The organism is Thioclava dalianensis, assembly GCF_000715505.1.
GTDB lineage: Bacteria > Pseudomonadota > Alphaproteobacteria > Rhodobacterales > Rhodobacteraceae > Thioclava > Thioclava dalianensis.
Genome location: NZ_JHEH01000012.1, coordinates 1 through 16,334 on the forward strand (window position 1 = coordinate 1; position 16,334 = coordinate 16,334).

Sequence of the window (16,334 nt, forward strand, 5' to 3'; positions counted from 1 at the left end):
GGGGCCCCGGCCGGTACCCAATGTGAAGAAGATCATAGCGATCGGGTCCGGCAAGGGCGGGGTCGGGAAATCCACGGTCTCGTCGAACCTCGCCGTGGCGCTCGCGCGGGCGGGTAAAAAGGTGGGGCTGCTCGATGCTGATATATACGGTCCGTCCCAGCCGCGGATGATGGGGGCCAGCAAGCGGCCTGCCTCGCCCGATGGTCAGACGATCGAGCCCTTGCAGGCGCATGGCATCACCTTGATGTCGATCGGTCTGATGCTGAAAGAGGATGAGGCGGTGATCTGGCGCGGCCCGATGCTCATGGGCGCGCTGCAGCAGATGCTCTTTCAGGTGAAGTGGGATCTCTATGGTCCGCTTGATGTGCTGTTGATTGATCTGCCGCCCGGCACCGGGGATGTGCAGCTGTCGCTCTGTCAGAAAACGACGCTGGATGGGGCGATTGTGGTCTCGACGCCGCAGGATGTGGCGCTGCTCGATGCCAAGAAGGCAATTGATATGTTCCGCCGCCTCAAGGCGCCGGTGGTCGGGCTGATCGAGAATATGTCGACTTATATATGCCCCAACTGTGGTCATGAGGCGCATCTCTTCGGTCACGGTGGTGTCGAGACGGAAGCCACGGCGCTGGGCTTGCCCTTCCTTGGCGCATTGCCGTTGGATCTTGAGGTGCGGCTGGCCGGGGATGCCGGGACGCCGATCGCGGCGGGGGCGGGAGCGGCCTCGGACAGCTATGCAGCCCTTGCCCGGGCGCTGATCGCGCAGCAGGTCGTCTAAAGGGGGAAGGCCGCAAGCGCCGCCTCGAAGTCAGATCACTCTTGAAGGGCGCCCATCTGGGCGCCTTTTGCGTATCACGGTCTCGGATCGGGAGTGCTACGGGATTTCATGGCACTCATCTATGGGAATTGATGGGACACGCGTGCGTGATGGGGTGTGATGAAGGGAATCGGCGTAGATCCGCCCGATTCACGCGAAAAACACCCAATCTCGCGGAGAGTCACGTCCCCGAGAGCCCCTGAAACACGGCCTTCTGTTGCTTGGAAGTCGCAGGTTTCGCACTGGGATGGGATTGTGCGGGAAGAATTTTGTGCCGGATCCTAGAAGTCGAAAAATACTATATATAGACAGAGATGGGTCGATTTATCCTATTGGTAGATGGATTTCGCTACAAGGTCTTGTTTGGTAGTGTTGATCCGCACAACATCTGGCCTGTTTTCCGGAACTTTTTTGTTGCTTCCCATAAAATACCATGGCATCCCTTGTTCATCGGAAGCGAATACAAACGAGGCAATAAGACCTCACGGCGAAATGCAGGTTTCATACAGGCTCTCGCTTCACGAAAACAAAGAGATCCGGCGCGCGGGCGAGCAGACATCCCCCCAGGTGGCGCGCGTAGTCGGACATACCCAGAGATGGGACGAGGGCGACGGATTGGGCAGTGGCAGCAGCTCAGTCCGTCGTTTTCATTAACGGCCTTCGGGCCGGGGACAGGTTAGGAGCGCGCGCTTGGCGGGCATGTTCATAGGCGAATACACCTTCAAGGTGGACAGCAAGGGTCGCGTGTCGATTCCGGCCCTGTTTCGTCGTGAGCTGGAAGAGGGTGATCCCGAACGCCCCAATCAAGATCGTCCCCGCATGGTCATCGTCTACGGCTCCGACAAGCAAAAAATGCTTCAGGTATACACGCAGGCCGCCTTCGAGGCGCTGGCGGCGGATATTGCCGCAATGCCGCGCGGTTCCAAGAATCGCACCATCCTTCAACGCGCGATCCTGTCGAAATCGCATCCCACCGAAGTGGATCCCGACGGGCGCCTTGTGCTGCCCGCGACCCTGCGCACCAAGATCGAGCTTGATAACGAGGCGTATTTCTCGGGCGTCGGTGAGACCTTTGAGATCTGGAAGCCCGAGACATTCGAGGCGGCGGATGCCGCGAATGTCGAGCAGTGGATCGAAGAGCAAGGCGACGATTTCGATCCGCTCAGCCTATTGTCGACGGAGTGAGCGATGCCGGATCGGGACGCCCCTTCAGACGCCCCCCACGTCCCCGTACTTCTGCGGCCGCTTCTCAAAGCGGTCGCGCCTGTTTCTGGGCTTTGGCTTGACGGTACTTTCGGGGCAGGGGGCTACACGCGCGGTCTGCTTGAGGCGGGCGCGGATCGTGTAATCGGCGTCGATCGCGATCCGGCCGTGTTCGAGATGGCGCAGGCGTGGCGCGATGGCTATGGCGACCGGCTCACGCTGGTTGAGGGCACATTTTCCGAGATGGACAGCTATAGCGAGGCGTTGCTTGACGGCATCGTGCTCGATCTGGGCGTCTCCTCGATGCAGCTCGATCAGGCGGAGCGCGGCTTTTCCTTCATGCGCGAGGGGCCGCTCGATATGCGGATGTCGCAAGAGGGCGCTTCGGCCGCTGATATCGTCAATGAGCGCGACGAGGCCGAGATCGCCGATATTCTCTATCAATATGGCGAGGAGCGGGCCTCGCGCCGGATCGCCAAGGCCATCGTCTCCGCGCGCGAGAAAGCGCCGTTCGAGACGACCTTGCAGCTTGTGAAGGTGATCGAGAGCTGTCTGCCGCGCCAGAAACCCGGCCAGAGCCACCCAGCCACGCGGTCTTTCCAGGGGCTGCGGATCGCGGTGAATGACGAATTTGGCCAGCTGATCGCAGGGCTTGAGGCGGCGGAACGTGCGCTCAAACCGGGCGGGCTGCTGGCCGTGGTGAGCTTTCACTCGCTTGAGGATCGCGTGGTCAAGCGGTTCATGGCGGCGCGCGCCTCGACGGGTGGCGGCGGTTCGCGCCACGCGCCGATTCAAGAAACCCGCACGCCCGCGTTTGAGCTGGTCGTGAAGGGCGATGGCCCGGATGCGGAAGAGTTGGAGATCAACCCCCGTGCGCGTTCGGCCCGGTTGCGCGTGGCGCGCCGGACCACGCAGCCGGCCGAGGCCACCGACCGCACGCAGCTCGGCCTTCCGGGGCTTGTGGTCGGACAGAAGAAGGGGAAACGCCGGTGAGAATGTTTGCCTATCTTGCCACTGCGATCGGTGTGCTCGCGCTCGCTTTCTGGGCCTATCACGTCAATTACGACACGCAGGATCGGGTGGATACGCTGCGCGATCTCAACCGCGAGATCTCTTCGCTCAATGAGGGGCTGTCGGTGCTCAACGCCGAATGGGCTTATCTCAACCGCCCCAAACGGTTGCGCGAGCTTGTTAATCTCAATTTCGGGGCATTGCAGCTGTTGCCGATGACGCCCGAGCAATTCGGTTCGGTCGGGCAGATCGCCTATCCGACCCCGAAGGTTGATGAGCTTGGCGCGCCGGTCGATGTCAGCTCGCAGGAGGATCGCTGATGCGTACCCCGCTTCGTCCGCTTGCCCGCATTTTGAAAGCCCGTGAACGCGGCGAGAACCCCGATGCAATCGAGCGCGAGAACCGTCGTTTGCGCGGCGAGGCCTCGCGCGATCACGCCCGCCAGCGCGCCGAGGGGCGTTTGTTGGTCATGTCGGTGCTGTTTCTCGCAGCCTTCATGACGGTCGGCCTGCGGATGGGCTCTTTCGCCGCCGCCCGTCCCGAAGAGCCGCAGACGGATGGCGCAGCGCCGGTGATCTATTCGCAGCGCGCCGATATCGTCGATGACAAGGGGCGGGTGCTGGCCACCAACCTGTTGACCCATGCGCTTTACGCCCAGCCGCCGCTGATGATCGATCCGGTCGGGACGGTGGATAAGCTGGTCAAGATCTTCCCCGATCTCGATCGCGACCGTCTGATCAAGGATTTCACCGGCGGGCGCAAATTCGTCTGGATCAAGAAGCGCATCAGCCCCGAGCAGATGCAGGCCGTGCATGATATCGGCGATCCGGGGCTGCTTTTTGGTCCGCGCGAGATGCGTCTTTATCCCAATGGTCACCTTGCCGCCCATGTGCTGGGCGGGGCGCGCTACGGCACGGAAGGGGTGAACTCGGCAGAGATTCTCGGCGTTGCGGGCATTGAGAAGGAATATGACAAATGGCTGCGCGATCCGGCCAATGACGGCAAGCCGCTCAAGCTGTCGCTGGATCTCACGGTTCAGGCCGCGATGGAGGATGTGCTCGCGGGCGGCATGAAGCTGATGAATGCCAAGGGCGCAACGGCAGTTCTGATGCGGGTCAAGACGGGCGAGATCGTCTCGATGGCAAGCCTGCCTGATTTTGACCCCAACGACCGGCCCGCGCCGCTTCTCAAAGGCGATCCGTCGGACAGCCCGCTGTTCAACCGCGCCGTGCAGGGGATGTATGAGCTGGGCTCGACCTTCAAGATCTTCGCGGTGAGCCAGGCGCTGCAAATGGGCCTTGTGACGCCCGATACGCAGATCGACACGCAGCCCTTCCGCTTTGGGGGCTTCACGATCCACGATTTCCACAATTACGGCAAAACGCTCTCGGTCACCAATATCATCGTGCATAGCTCGAATATCGGGACGGCGCGGATCGTGCAGAAGATTGGCCCCGAGGCGCAACGCGAATTTTTGGGTAAGCTCGGTCTGCTGGAGCCGACCCCGGTGGAGCTGATCGAAGCGCCGACCGGGCGTCCGATCCTGCCCAAGCCGTGGTCGGAAATGGCCTCGATGACGATCGGTTACGGTCACGGTCTTGCCGACAGCCCGCTGCATCTGGCTGCGGCCTATGCGACGATGGCCAATGACGGGCGGCGGGTGCTGCCGACGCTGATCGCGCAGGGTGGGCCGCGCAGGCCCGTTAAACAGGAATATGGCGCCCCCGAGGGGGCACAGGTGATCCGGCCCGATGTGGCCCGGAAGGTGTTGGCGATGATGCGCGCGGTGGTCACGCGCGGCACCGCCAGCTATGGCAATGTCGAGGGCTATCAGGTGGCCGCCAAGACCGGCACGGCTGACAAGCCCAATCCGCAGGGCGGCTATTACGACAAAAAGGTGATCTCGACCTTCGCGGGGATTTTTCCGGTCACCAATCCTCAATATGTGCTGATCCTGACCCTCGATGAGCCGAGCGATACATCGGGTAAAATCCCGCGCCGGACAGCGGGCTGGACGGCTGTGCCTGTGGCGGCCGAGGCGATCCGGCGCGTCGCTCCTCTGTTGGGGCTGCGCCCCGAGGCCAAGACCCCCGATGTGCTCGACGGTATCCAGCTTGTGAAGTCGAGCGGTGATGGCAAGGATGACGAATAGGCGTTGAGTTCGATCCCGCTTATCGGCGCGGATCCGCCCGCGCCGCGCCTTGACCTTGGCAGGGCGGGCCATGATAAGAACGCCGAACTGAGCGAAGGACGGGTGAGATGGCCGCAGGCACCAAGATGCTGAGCGAATTGGGGCTGACGCCACTGGGCGGGCCGGACCGGGCGGTATCGGGCCTTTCGGTCGACAGTCGGCTGGTCAAGCCGGGTCATCTGTTCGCAGCGCTCCCCGGATCTAAGATACATGGCGCGGAGTTCGTGCCCTATGCGTTGCGCATGGGGGCGGCTGCGGTTCTGACCGATCGCGCGGGCGAGGCGGTGGCGCGCGCGGCTCTTGAGGGCACGGATGTGGCCCTCGTGATCACACAAGATCCGCGTCAGGCGCTGGCCTTTGCCGCAGCGCTCTGGTTTGGTCGTCAGCCCGAGACCGTGGTCGCGGTGACCGGCACCAACGGCAAGACCTCGGTTGCCAGTTTTACCCGCCAGATCTGGCACTTGCTGGGGCTAGAGGCGTGCAATATCGGCACGACGGGTGTCGAGGGCAGCTACACCGCGCCCTCACCGCATACCACGCCCGAGCCGATCACATTGCACCGGCTTCTGGCGGATATGGCGGGCGTGGGCGTGACCCATGCGGCGATGGAGGCCAGCTCGCACGGGCTGGAACAGCGCAGGCTTGATGGGGTGACGCTGAGCGCCGCCGCCTTCACCAATTTCACGCAAGATCATCTCGATTACCACGAGAGCTTCGAGGCCTATTTCGCGGCGAAAGCGGGCCTGTTCACCCGTGTACTGCCCGAGGATGGCGCGGCGGTTATCAATCTCGATGATCCCAAGGGCGCTGAGCTTGCCAAGTTTATCACCGCACGCGGGCAGGAGCTGATCGGAATCGGCAGCACGGATGCGTGCGAAATGCAGATCCTCGGCCAGCGCTACGATGCGACGGGGCAGGATGTGCGCTTTGCCTGGCAGGGCTGGACGCAGATGACCCGGCTGCCGCTGATTGGCGGGTTTCAGGCGATGAACGTGCTGTCAGCGGCGGCGCTGGCAATTGCCTGCGGTGCCGAGGCCGAGGAGGTGTTTGCGACCTTGCCGCGGCTGAGCACGGTGCGCGGGCGGATGCAGCTTGCCGCGACCCGTGAGACCGGGGCGACGGTGTTTGTCGATTTTGCCCATACGCCCGATGCGGTGAAGACCGCGCTGAGCGCGCTGCGCCCGCATGTGATGGGCCGTCTGATCGCAATCGTCGGGGCGGGCGGGGACCGCGATGCGACCAAGCGCCCGCTGATGGGCGAGGCGGCGGCCACCCATGCGGATCTGGTGATCGTGACCGATGACAATCCGCGCTCGGAAGACCCATCGAGCATTCGCGCCTCGGTGATGCTGGGCGCGCCCAATGCGATGGAGGTGGGCGACCGCGCCGAGGCGATCTTGCGCGGCGTCGATGCGCTTGGGCCGGGGGACGCGCTGTTGGTGATGGGCAAGGGCCATGAGAGCGGGCAGGTGATCGGCTCGGACACCTATCCGTTCGATGATGCCGAACAGGCAAGCCTTGCGGTTGCCGCGTTGGATGGGAAAATCTGATGACAGTGCTCTGGACCTCTGCTGACGCGGCCCGTGCAACCGGTGGGGATGCGACGCAGCCCTTTGAGGCAAGCGGTATCTCGATCGATACTCGCACGCTGCGGCCCGGTGATCTCTTCGTGGCGCTGACAGATGCGCGCGACGGCCATGATTTCGTGCGTCAGGCGCTCGACAAGGGAGCGGCGGGTGCCTTGGTTGCGCGCGTCCCCGAGGGCTGCAGCAAGGCCGATCCGCTTTTGGTCGTGGGCGATGTGCTCTGCGCGCTTGAGGATCTGGGACGGGCGGGGCGTGCGCGCTCGCGGGCCCGGGTGCTTGCGATCACCGGCTCGGTCGGCAAAACCTCGAGCAAGGAGATGCTGCGCGCGGTGCTCTCCGCGCATGGCTCGGTCCATGCCGCCGAGGCGAGTTTCAACAATCACTGGGGGGTGCCCGTCACGCTGGCGCGGTTGCCCGAAGACGCCGATTTCGCGGTGATCGAGATCGGGATGAGCCATCCCGGCGAGATCTCTCCGTTGGCCCGTCTGGCCCGTCCCCATGCGGCGCTGATCACGACGGTGGCCGCCGCCCATCTTGAGGCTTTTGACGATCTGTCGGGCATCGCCCGCGAGAAGGGGGCGATTTTCGACGGGCTGGAGCCGGGCGGAATAGCTGTGATCCCGACTGGGCTTGAAGTGACCCCGATCTTGCAAGAAGCCGCTGCGAAGGCCGCTCAGGTTGTGACATTCGGCCCGGCCAAGGGGTCGGATTATCATCTGCTTGATGCGCGGATCGCGGGGGATGCCACGGTCGTGCAAGCAGAGCATGCGGGCAGCGCGATGCTGTTCAAGGTGATGACACCGGGCAAGCATTTCGCCACCAATGCCTTGGGCGTGCTGGCGCTGGCCGAGGCCGCGGGCTGTGATGCGACGGTCGCGGCGATGGATCTTGGCGCATGGGAGCCGCCTGCGGGGCGTGGTCAGCGTCAGCGGATCTACATGGATGTGGTCGATGAGGGCGAGAGTTTCGATCTTTTTGATGATGCGTTCAACGCCAACCCCGCCTCTATGACGGCTGCGCTCGAGGTGCTCGCCGGGGCCGCGCCACGCGATGGGGTGGGGCGTCACGCCAAAGGCCGCCGGGTCGCTATTCTGGGCGATATGCTGGAGCTGGGTGCGGATGAGAACGCGCTGCATGCCGCTTTGGCCAGCCTGCCTGCCATGGAGAAGATCGACATGGTGCATCTCGCGGGGCCACGCATGGCCCAACTGCGCGATGCCTTGCCGCGCACCAAGCGAGGCGAATATTTCACGACGGCCGAGAAACTTGCCGAACGGGCGCGCCATCTCGTCGATCCCGGCGATGTGGTGATGGTGAAGGGCTCGAAAGGCTCAAAGGTAAGCCTCGTGGTTGCCGCACTCTTGAAGCTGCGCCAGCCCGGCGCGTCCGAGGCGCATAAGGGAAAAGACTAATGCTTTACTGGCTCACGGATCTCTCTGATGGCGGCGGCGTGTTCAACCTGTTTCGCTACATCACCTTTCGCGCGGGCGGGGCGTTCTTTACCGCTTTGCTCTTCGGCTTTCTCTTTGGCCCGTGGTTCATCCGCACGCTGAGGATGCGTCAGGGCAAGGGGCAGCCGATCCGCGATGACGGCCCTGCGGGCCATATCGCCAAGGCCGGAACGCCTACGATGGGCGGGCTTTTGATCCTCGCGGCGCTGCTGGTCTCGACGTTGCTCTGGGCGCGGCTGAGCAATGGTTATATCTGGGTCGTCCTTGCTGTGACCTACGGCTATGCCGCAATCGGGTTCGCCGATGATTACGCCAAGGTGTCCAAGCAAAACACCAAGGGCGTGAGCGGGCGGATGCGGCTGGGCCTTGGGTTCTTGTTGGCCTGTCTGGCGGCCATTGCGACTTGGTATCTGCACCCGTCAGAGCTTGCAGGTCACGTCGAAATCCCGTTTGTCAAAAGCGTCGTGCTCAATCTGGGCTATTTCTACATCCCCTTCGCGATGTTCGTGATCGTGGGCTCTGCCAATGCGGTGAACCTGACCGACGGGCTTGATGGGCTTGCGATCATGCCGGTGATGATTGCTGCCGGGACGCTGGGCGCGATTGCCTATGTCGTGGGCCGCACCGACTTCACCGAATATCTGGGCGTGCAATTCGTGCCGGGCACGGGCGAGCTTGCGATCTTTGCCGCCGCGCTGATCGGGGGCGGGCTTGGCTTTTTGTGGTATAACGCGCCGCCAGCTGCGGTTTTCATGGGCGATACGGGCTCTTTGGCACTGGGCGGCGCGCTTGGCGCGATTGCCGTGTGCACGCAGCACGAGATCGTTCTTGGCATCGTGGGCGGTCTGTTCGTCGTCGAGGCGCTCAGCGTCATCATTCAGGTGGCCTATTTCAAGCGCACCGGAAAGCGGGTCTTCCTGATGGCGCCGATCCACCATCACTTTGAAAAGAAGGGCTGGTCGGAGCCGCAGATCGTGATCCGGTTCTGGATTATTTCGCTGATTCTCGCGCTGATCGGTCTGGCCACGCTCAAGATCCGCTGAGCTTTGAATGTCGCGCGCCCGCAGCCTCACATCTTAGACCCACGGGCGCGCAAACTCCTAGGCTAGGTCTTTGGTTCCAAATAATTTTTCCGCTTTCGTTCACATTTATTTGAGTGAACTTTTGGCACTCACATCCCGTTTACCTCCCGAGACGCAACGCAGCTCAAGAAGAGCCGCAACGCAATTTTTTTTGGAGGACGCTATGCGTAATAAGTTTAACATCATCCTTTCGACCACCGCTCTCGCTGGCGCGATTTCGCTGGGTTCGATGGCCTATGCTGATAACGTGGCAACGAGCAACTCCGACGACCAAAACGGTCAATACGGTTTGATTGACTACAAAATGCAGATCGTGCCGGAGACAGAAACCTCGCAGGGCAACCCGCCCGCAGTCGACACGACGACCGCGAATGGCGACGGCACGCAATATGGCGAGGCCGATGTCAAGACCGGTACGGCGATGACGGACTCCACGTCGATGGGTGAAAACCAGATCCCTGACGAGAACCAGCTGACCACGAGTTCGGGCATCGGTGAGAACAAGGCGCAGGCCGGTACCAATGAGGCCGTTGTGTCGTCGGATGGCGCAGCTGTCGGTACGGTCGAGAAAGTGGTCTCGATGGGCGATACCGATGAGGTCTATGTCCGCGTCGACGACACCGTGGATACCCCCGTTTCGCTGTTCAAAATCAGCGTTCCGGCCTCGGATATGTCGGGCGACAAGCTGACGCTGAACATGAAGCTGTCGGACATCCTCAACACGCTTGAGATGCAACAGGACGCGGCTGTCAGCAAGTAATTGCTTGAACAGCTAGCCTATTCGGCGCGCAAGGTCTCCTTGCGCGCCGTTTTCATATGCGACGGTGTCGTGCCTCCCCTGTGCAATCCCTCTTTCCCCTTGGAGCACGTTGAAATATCTCAGGGGTGTGGGCGCAACTGACATGTTTGCGCCACAGCGGGGCATGGCCCTTTGGCGCGAGATGACAGGAGAGGCCATGATTCCGGTTCAAGGATATGACGGGCAGAAGGTCGCGGTACTCGGTTTGGGCCGCTCGGGGCTCGCCACGGCTGCAGCCTTGCAGGCGGGCGGCGCGATCCCGGTCTGCTGGGATGACAGCCCCGAGGGTCGGGCGCGTGCCGAGGCCGAGGGCTATCAGATCACCGATCTCACCCGGGCAGGCGCGTTTGAAGATATCGCCGCGCTGATCACCTCTCCGGGCATTCCGCATCTTTACCCTGCGCCCAATGCGGTGATTGCGGCGGCGATGCGGGCGGGCGTTCCGGTCGACAATGATATCGGGCTGTTCTTTGCCTCATGGGCGACCTCGAACTGGGCGAATTTCGATGTCGCGCCGCGCACGATCTGTGTCACCGGGTCGAATGGCAAGTCCACCACCACCGCGCTGATCCACCATATCCTGACCGAAGCCGGGCGTCCTGCGCAGATGGCGGGCAATATCGGGCGCGGCGTTCTGGATCTCGATCCGCCCGAAGGCGGCGATGTCGTCGTGCTGGAGCTGTCCTCTTATCAGACCGATCTGGCCCGCGCGCTGACCCCGGATATTGCGGTGTTCACCAATCTCACGCCCGATCATCTGGACCGACATGGCGGGATGGGCGGGTATTTCGCGGCCAAACGGCGGCTTTTCGCAGAGGGCGGTCCGGATCGCGCGGTGATCGGCGTCGATGAGCCGGAGGGCGCCTATCTCGCCAATCAGATCGCGATGGGGCGCAATGACGACCGGCTGATCCGGGTCTCCTCGGCGCGCAAGCTGGGCGATTGGGGCTGGTCGGTCTTTGCGCGCAAGGGGTTTCTGGCAGAATGGCGCAAGGGGCGGCAGATCGCCTCGATCGATCTGCGCGAGGTGACCGGGCTTCCGGGCGCGCATAACCATCAAAATGCCTGCGCGGCCTATGCCGCTGTGCGCGCGCTCGGCATTGCCCCGCGCGAAATCGAGGCGGCGTTTCACAGCTTTAAAGGTTTGCCGCACCGCTCGCAGACGCTGGCCGAGATCAATGGCGTGCGCTGGGTCAATGACTCCAAGGCGACCAATGTGGACAGCGCCGCCAAAGCCTTGCAGGCGTTTGAAAATATCCGTTGGATCGCGGGAGGCTTGGGTAAGGATGGCGGCGTCTCGGGGCTCTTGGAGCATCTGGGATCGGTAAAAAAAGCCTATTTCATCGGCCATTCCGCACGGGACTTCGCGCTCGAACTGGCCCCGCTCGCGCATGAGATCTGCGAGACGATGGAGGCGGCGGTGGCAGCTTGTGCGCGCGATGCCGAGGCGGGCGACACCGTGTTGCTTGCCCCCGCAGCTGCCAGTTTCGATCAATATCCCAATTTCGAAAAACGCGGTGAGCATTTCGCGCAGCTTGTTGCCGCCCTTCCGAGGTAAGATGAGCGGTCCCGACGACATTCCAATTACCTATCAACGGGTTGCGGTTGAGTGGGACCGGGCGCGCAATCGCTCGCTCTTTGAAGAGACATGGCTGACGCGCGCAGTCGCAGGGCTGGAGCCCGGGGCGCGGGTGCTCGATCTGGGCTGCGGCGCGGGCGAGCCCGTGGCAGGTTGGCTGATTGCGCAGGGTTTTGCCGTGACGGGTGTCGATATTGCGCCCGCGATGCTGGAGATCGCGAAAGACCGTTTCCCGGCCGCGCGCTGGATCTGCGCGGATATGCGGGGGCTGGATCTGGGCGAGCGCTTTGATGCGGTGATCGCGTTTGACTCGTTCTTTCATCTCTCGCCGCAGGCTCAGCAGGACATGTTTGCCACCTTCGCGCAGCATCTCACATCCGGCGGTCACCTGTTATTTACCTGCGGCCCCGATGTGGGCGAGCCGATTGGCTCGGTGGCCGGGGTGCCCGTCTATCATGCCTCGCTCAGCCCGGCCCATTATGCGCAGCTGCTGGAGCAAAACGGGCTGATCGCGCGCCGTTTTGTCGCTCAAGATCCCGAATGCGCGGGCCGCTCATTATGGCTGGCGCAAAGGCGCTGATGAGGCCTTTTCCCTAGCCAGCAAAGATCATTTGCGTTACCCTTTGCATTAGACCCGGAAAACGGGCGATTTGAGGCAGTGACGGCGGTATTAGCCCATGACAGAAATGGCATTTGGTGCCGCGCCCGTAAGGGTCGGTGAACCTGTTCTTCCCAAGTGGTGGCGCACCATTGATAAATGGGCGCTTTCGGCAGTTCTGCTGCTGTTTGGTGTCGGCATGTTGCTGGGGCTGGCAGCCTCTGTGCCGTTGGCCGAGCGCAATGGTCTTGAGCCGTTCTACTACGTGAAACGACAGGCCGTGTTCGGCGCGATTGCGCTTTGCGCAATGCTGGGCATGTCGATGCTTGATCCCCGCCAAATCCGCAGGCTGGGTGTGATCGGGTTTGCGATCGCGTTTCTGGCGGTGCTCGCGCTGCCAGTGATCGGCACCGATTTCGGCAAAGGGGCCGTGCGCTGGATCTCGATGGGCTTTGCCTCGGTGCAACCCTCGGAGTTTCTCAAGCCCGGTTTGATCATCATGACCGGCTGGATGATGGCTGCGGCCCATGAGGTCGGCGGGCCGCCCGGACGCGCCTATTCCTTCATTCTCACCGTATTCATCGTCATCATGCTCGCGTTGCAGCCCGATTTCGGTCAGGCCTCGCTCGTGCTGTTTGCATGGTCGGTGATGTATTTCGTTTCGGGCGCACCGATTGTGCTGCTGACCGGGATCGGGGCGCTGACGATTTCGGGCGGCTTCTTCGCCTATAATTTCTCAGAGCACTTTGCCCGCCGGATCAACGGCTTCCTCTCGACCGATGTCGATCCGCGCACCCAGATCGGCTATGCGACCAACGCGATCCAAGAGGGCGGATTCTTCGGCGTAGGCGTCGGGCAGGGCTCGGTCAAATGGTCGCTGCCGGATGCGCATACCGATTTCATCATCGCTGTGGCGGCTGAAGAATACGGGCTGATCCTCGTTCTGTGCATCATCGCGCTCTACGCCACCGTCGTGATCCGCTCGCTGTTTCGTCTGACCCGTGAGCGCGACCCGTTTATCCGCTTGGCCGGCACCGGGCTTGCCTGCTCCTTCGGGGTGCAGGCGATCATCAATATGGGCGTGGCGGTGCGGCTCTTGCCTGCAAAGGGCATGACCTTGCCCTTTGTCAGCTATGGCGGCTCGTCCGTGATCGCCTCGGGCATCGCGGTGGGCATGTTGCTTGCGTTGACGCGGACCCGCCCGCAAGGCCAAATTTCTGATATTCTCGCCCGGCGCAACCGGTAAACCGGAGGGTATCATGAACTCTGACAAAACCCCGCTCTTGCTGATCGCCGCGGGCGGCACGGGCGGTCATATGTTCCCCGCTCAAGCGCTGGCCGAGGCGATGGTACGGCGCGGCTGGCGGGTCAAGCTGTCGACCGATGCGCGCGGCGCACGCTATGCGGGCGGCTTTCCTCATGTGGTGACAGTCGAGCAGGTCAGCTCGGCCACTTTCGCGCGCGGCGGGCCGCTGGCCAAGCTGCTGACCCCGTTCAAAATCGCAGGTGGCATCGTTTCGGCTATTTTCCGAAACCTTTCGGATAAGCCCACCGCCGTTGTGGGCTTTGGCGGCTATCCGACGATTCCGGCGCTGGCTTCGGCGACGGTTCTGGGATTGCCCCGCGCCATCCATGAGCAAAACGGCATCATGGGCCGCGTGAATCGCATCTTTGCGAAGCGGGTCAATCGCTTTGCCTGCGGCACCTGGCCCACCGATGTGCCCGAAGGGGTTCAGGCCGAGCATACCGGCAATCCGGTGCGCGCGAGTGTTCTGGAGCGCGCGGGCGCGGCCTATATCCCGCCCGGTGACTATCCGATGTCGATTCTGGTGATCGGGGGCTCGCAGGGGGCGCGGATCTTGTCGGATTGTGTGCCCGAGGCGCTGGCGCTGCTGCCCGAGTCTGTGCGCCACAATCTGCGCATTGCCCATCAGGCCCGGCCTGAAGATCTTGAGCGGGTCGGTGCGGCCTATGAGGCCGCTGGTATCACCGCTGAGGTCGAGCCCTTTTTCAACGATGTGCCGCGCCGCCTGAGCGAGTGCCAATTGGTGATCTCGCGGGCGGGCGCAAGCTCTGTGGCCGATATCTCGGTGATCGGGCGTCCCGCGATCCTGATCCCCTATGCGGCGGCGGCGGGCGATCATCAGGCGGCCAATGCCAAGGGGCTGGCCGTGGCCGGTGGCGCGATCACAATCCCTGAATCCAAACTCGACCCGGAAACGCTGCGCGATCAGATCGCGCTCGTTCTGGACAATCCCGATGGTGCTCTCCAGATGGCGCTCGCCGCGCTGTCTTACGGCGTGCCCGATGCGACAGAGCGCCTTGTCGCGCTTGTACAAGACCTAGCAGGACCCAAGACATGAACGCGACCAAACTGCCCGGAGAGCTCGGCCCCATCCATTTCGTCGGTATCGGCGGAATTGGCATGTCGGGGATTGCCGAGGTGCTGATGACACAGGGCTTCACCGTGCAGGGCTCGGATGCGAAAGCCTCGAAGATTACTGAGCGTCTCGAAAGCCTTGGCGCGACGTTCTTTGAGGGGCAGCGCGCTGAAAACCTTGGTGAGGCGGGGGTCGTGGTGATCTCCACCGCGATCAAACGCGGCAATCCCGAGCTGGAGGAAGCCCGGCGCCGGGGGCTGCCTGTGGTGCGCCGCGCCGAGATGCTGGCCGAGCTGATGCGGCTCAAATCCAACATCGCGATCGGCGGCACGCATGGCAAGACGACGACCACGACGATGGTGGCGACGCTGCTCGATAAGGGCAAGTTCGACCCGACCGTGATCAATGGCGGCATCATCCATGCCTATGGCTCGAACGCGCGCGCGGGTGCGGGCGAATGGATGGTTGTGGAGGCCGATGAGAGCGATGGCTCGTTCAACCGGCTGCCCGCGACCATCGCCATCGTTACCAATATCGACCCCGAGCATATGGAGCATTGGGGCGATTTCGATGCGTTGCGCAAAGGCTTTTACGATTTCGTCTCGAACATCCCGTTCTACGGGCTGGCGGTTTGCTGCACCGATCACCCCGAGGTGCAGACGCTGGTGGGCAAGCTCAATGATCGCCGCGTCGTGACCTTCGGTTTCAACGCGCAGGCCGATGTGCGCGCGCTGAACCTGACCTATAAGGCGGGGATCGCGCATTTCGACATTGCCTTGCAGGGCGAGGAAGGCAAGCCGATGATCGAGGGCTGCACCCTGCCGATGCCGGGCGACCACAACGTCTCGAACGCGCTGGCCGCCGTCGCGGTGGCCCGCCATCTGGGCATGAAACGCGATGAAATCCGCGAGGCGCTGGCAAGCTTCGGCGGCGTCAATCGGCGCTTCACCAAGGTTGGCGAGGTGCTGGGCGGCGTGACCATCATCGACGATTACGGCCATCACCCGGTCGAGATCGCCGCCGTGCTCAAGGCGGCTCGGCAGGCGGTGGCCCCTGGCGCGCGCGTCATCGCGGTCCATCAGCCCCATCGCTATTCACGTCTGCATTCCTTGTTTGACGATTTCTGCACCTGTTTCAACGAGGCCGATGTCGTCGCCATCGCCGAGGTCTATGCCGCGGGCGAGGATCCGATCGAGGGTGCTTCGCGCGATGATCTGGTTGCCGGGCTGATTGCCCATGGCCACCGTCATGCCCGCGCGATCCTGTCCGAAGACGATCTCGTGCGGCTTGTACGCGAGCAGGCGCGACCCGGCGACATCGTCGTGTGTCTGGGCGCTGGAACAATCTCGAGCTGGGCCAATGGCCTGCCGCAAAAACTGGCTGCGACATGAGCGCTCCGCTCCTGCTCTCATGCCTCTGGGCGATTGGCGCATCGCTGATCGCGCTGGGGCCATCGCGGTTTCACTGGCCTGCGGCGTGGGTGCTGATTGCGCTTGGCGTGCCGCTGGTCGGCTGGGTGACGCTGGATCACGGGCCGATCGTGGGGCTTTTGGTGCTGGCGGGCGGGATTTCGGTGCTGCGCTGGCCGGTGATCTATCTGCTGCGCGCGGCGCGCCGCCGCTTGCTCTGAGCCATCGGC

The 16,334-nt window shown here is 62.8% G+C and carries 15 protein-coding genes; all 15 read left to right on the forward strand.

Annotation, left to right across the window (positions count from 1 at the left end):
- The coding region (locus DL1_RS10885) for an Mrp/NBP35 family ATP-binding protein (RefSeq protein WP_038066022.1) at window positions 1-775 on the forward strand (775 nt) is incomplete at its 5' end.
- A 738-nt stretch (window positions 776-1,513) separates the two neighbouring features.
- Window positions 1,514-1,999 (forward strand): division/cell wall cluster transcriptional repressor MraZ, encoded by a 486-nt coding sequence (gene mraZ / locus DL1_RS10890; protein WP_081856328.1) that lies wholly within the window; start codon window positions 1,514-1,516, stop codon window positions 1,997-1,999.
- A 3-nt stretch (window positions 2,000-2,002) separates the two neighbouring features.
- Window positions 2,003-3,010, forward strand: a complete 1,008-nt coding sequence (gene rsmH, locus DL1_RS10895) for a 16S rRNA (cytosine(1402)-N(4))-methyltransferase RsmH (RefSeq protein WP_038066024.1) — start codon at window positions 2,003-2,005, stop codon at window positions 3,008-3,010.
- Window positions 3,011-3,012: 2 nt separating this feature from the next.
- Complete coding sequence (ftsL, locus tag DL1_RS10900) at window positions 3,013-3,348, forward strand: cell division protein FtsL (protein WP_342726531.1); 336 nt, start codon at window positions 3,013-3,015, stop codon at window positions 3,346-3,348.
- Window positions 3,348-5,180: a peptidoglycan D,D-transpeptidase FtsI family protein gene (locus tag DL1_RS10905; protein ID WP_081856322.1), complete on the forward strand. Its 1,833-nt coding sequence runs from the start codon at window positions 3,348-3,350 to the stop codon at window positions 5,178-5,180. Before ftsL ends, DL1_RS10905 begins: the two co-directional genes overlap by 1 nt.
- Before the next feature lie 107 nt (window positions 5,181-5,287).
- The gene (locus DL1_RS10910) at window positions 5,288-6,769 is read left to right on the forward strand and encodes a UDP-N-acetylmuramoyl-L-alanyl-D-glutamate--2,6-diaminopimelate ligase (protein ID WP_038066032.1); all 1,482 of its coding nucleotides are present in this window, start codon (window positions 5,288-5,290) and stop codon (window positions 6,767-6,769) included.
- Complete coding sequence (locus tag DL1_RS10915) at window positions 6,769-8,217, forward strand: UDP-N-acetylmuramoyl-tripeptide--D-alanyl-D-alanine ligase (protein WP_038066034.1); 1,449 nt, start codon at window positions 6,769-6,771, stop codon at window positions 8,215-8,217. Before DL1_RS10910 ends, DL1_RS10915 begins: the two co-directional genes overlap by 1 nt.
- Window positions 8,217-9,299 (forward strand): phospho-N-acetylmuramoyl-pentapeptide-transferase, encoded by a 1,083-nt coding sequence (gene mraY / locus DL1_RS10920; RefSeq protein ID WP_038066036.1) that lies wholly within the window; start codon window positions 8,217-8,219, stop codon window positions 9,297-9,299. The genes DL1_RS10915 and mraY overlap by 1 nt, the downstream gene beginning before the upstream one ends.
- Window positions 9,300-9,501: 202 nt before the next feature.
- Window positions 9,502-10,098, forward strand: coding sequence for a hypothetical protein (locus DL1_RS10925; RefSeq protein WP_038066037.1), 597 nt, complete (start codon window positions 9,502-9,504; stop codon window positions 10,096-10,098).
- Between the two features lie 196 nt (window positions 10,099-10,294).
- The gene (gene murD / locus DL1_RS10930; protein ID WP_038066038.1) at window positions 10,295-11,695 is read left to right on the forward strand and encodes a UDP-N-acetylmuramoyl-L-alanine--D-glutamate ligase; all 1,401 of its coding nucleotides are present in this window, start codon (window positions 10,295-10,297) and stop codon (window positions 11,693-11,695) included.
- Between the two features lies 1 nt (window position 11,696).
- Window positions 11,697-12,296 carry a class I SAM-dependent DNA methyltransferase gene (locus tag DL1_RS10935; protein ID WP_038066040.1) on the forward strand — a complete coding sequence of 200 codons (600 nt, stop codon included), beginning with the start codon at window positions 11,697-11,699 and terminating at the stop codon, window positions 12,294-12,296.
- A 97-nt stretch (window positions 12,297-12,393) separates the two neighbouring features.
- Window positions 12,394-13,560 carry a peptidoglycan glycosyltransferase FtsW gene (locus DL1_RS10940; protein ID WP_038066041.1) on the forward strand — a complete coding sequence of 389 codons (1,167 nt, stop codon included), beginning with the start codon at window positions 12,394-12,396 and terminating at the stop codon, window positions 13,558-13,560.
- 13 nt (window positions 13,561-13,573) lie between these two features.
- Window positions 13,574-14,677 (forward strand): UDP-N-acetylglucosamine--N-acetylmuramyl-(pentapeptide) pyrophosphoryl-undecaprenol N-acetylglucosamine transferase, encoded by a 1,104-nt coding sequence (locus DL1_RS10945; RefSeq protein WP_038066042.1) that lies wholly within the window; start codon window positions 13,574-13,576, stop codon window positions 14,675-14,677.
- Window positions 14,674-16,086 (forward strand): UDP-N-acetylmuramate--L-alanine ligase, encoded by a 1,413-nt coding sequence (gene murC / locus DL1_RS10950; protein WP_038066043.1) that lies wholly within the window; start codon window positions 14,674-14,676, stop codon window positions 16,084-16,086. Before DL1_RS10945 ends, murC begins: the two co-directional genes overlap by 4 nt.
- Entirely contained in the window at window positions 16,083-16,325 is a 243-nt protein-coding gene (locus DL1_RS10955; RefSeq protein ID WP_038066044.1) for a DUF2484 family protein, read from the forward strand. The genes murC and DL1_RS10955 overlap by 4 nt, the downstream gene beginning before the upstream one ends.
- The last annotated feature ends 9 nt before the right edge of the window (window positions 16,326-16,334 follow it).

Coding starts and splice junctions, on each gene's coding strand:
- mraZ (WP_081856328.1), top strand. CDS start 1,514: ATGTTCATAGGCGAATACACCTTCAAGGTGGACAGCAAGGGTCGCGTG.
- rsmH (WP_038066024.1), top strand. CDS start 2,003: ATGCCGGATCGGGACGCCCCTTCAGACGCCCCCCACGTCCCCGTACTT.
- ftsL (WP_342726531.1), top strand. CDS start 3,013: ATGTTTGCCTATCTTGCCACTGCGATCGGTGTGCTCGCGCTCGCTTTC.
- DL1_RS10905 (WP_081856322.1), top strand. CDS start 3,348: ATGCGTACCCCGCTTCGTCCGCTTGCCCGCATTTTGAAAGCCCGTGAA.
- DL1_RS10910 (WP_038066032.1), top strand. CDS start 5,288: ATGGCCGCAGGCACCAAGATGCTGAGCGAATTGGGGCTGACGCCACTG.
- DL1_RS10915 (WP_038066034.1), top strand. CDS start 6,769: ATGACAGTGCTCTGGACCTCTGCTGACGCGGCCCGTGCAACCGGTGGG.
- mraY (WP_038066036.1), top strand. CDS start 8,217: ATGCTTTACTGGCTCACGGATCTCTCTGATGGCGGCGGCGTGTTCAAC.
- DL1_RS10925 (WP_038066037.1), top strand. CDS start 9,502: ATGCGTAATAAGTTTAACATCATCCTTTCGACCACCGCTCTCGCTGGC.
- murD (WP_038066038.1), top strand. CDS start 10,295: ATGATTCCGGTTCAAGGATATGACGGGCAGAAGGTCGCGGTACTCGGT.
- DL1_RS10935 (WP_038066040.1), top strand. CDS start 11,697: ATGAGCGGTCCCGACGACATTCCAATTACCTATCAACGGGTTGCGGTT.
- DL1_RS10940 (WP_038066041.1), top strand. CDS start 12,394: ATGACAGAAATGGCATTTGGTGCCGCGCCCGTAAGGGTCGGTGAACCT.
- DL1_RS10945 (WP_038066042.1), top strand. CDS start 13,574: ATGAACTCTGACAAAACCCCGCTCTTGCTGATCGCCGCGGGCGGCACG.
- murC (WP_038066043.1), top strand. CDS start 14,674: ATGAACGCGACCAAACTGCCCGGAGAGCTCGGCCCCATCCATTTCGTC.
- DL1_RS10955 (WP_038066044.1), top strand. CDS start 16,083: ATGAGCGCTCCGCTCCTGCTCTCATGCCTCTGGGCGATTGGCGCATCG.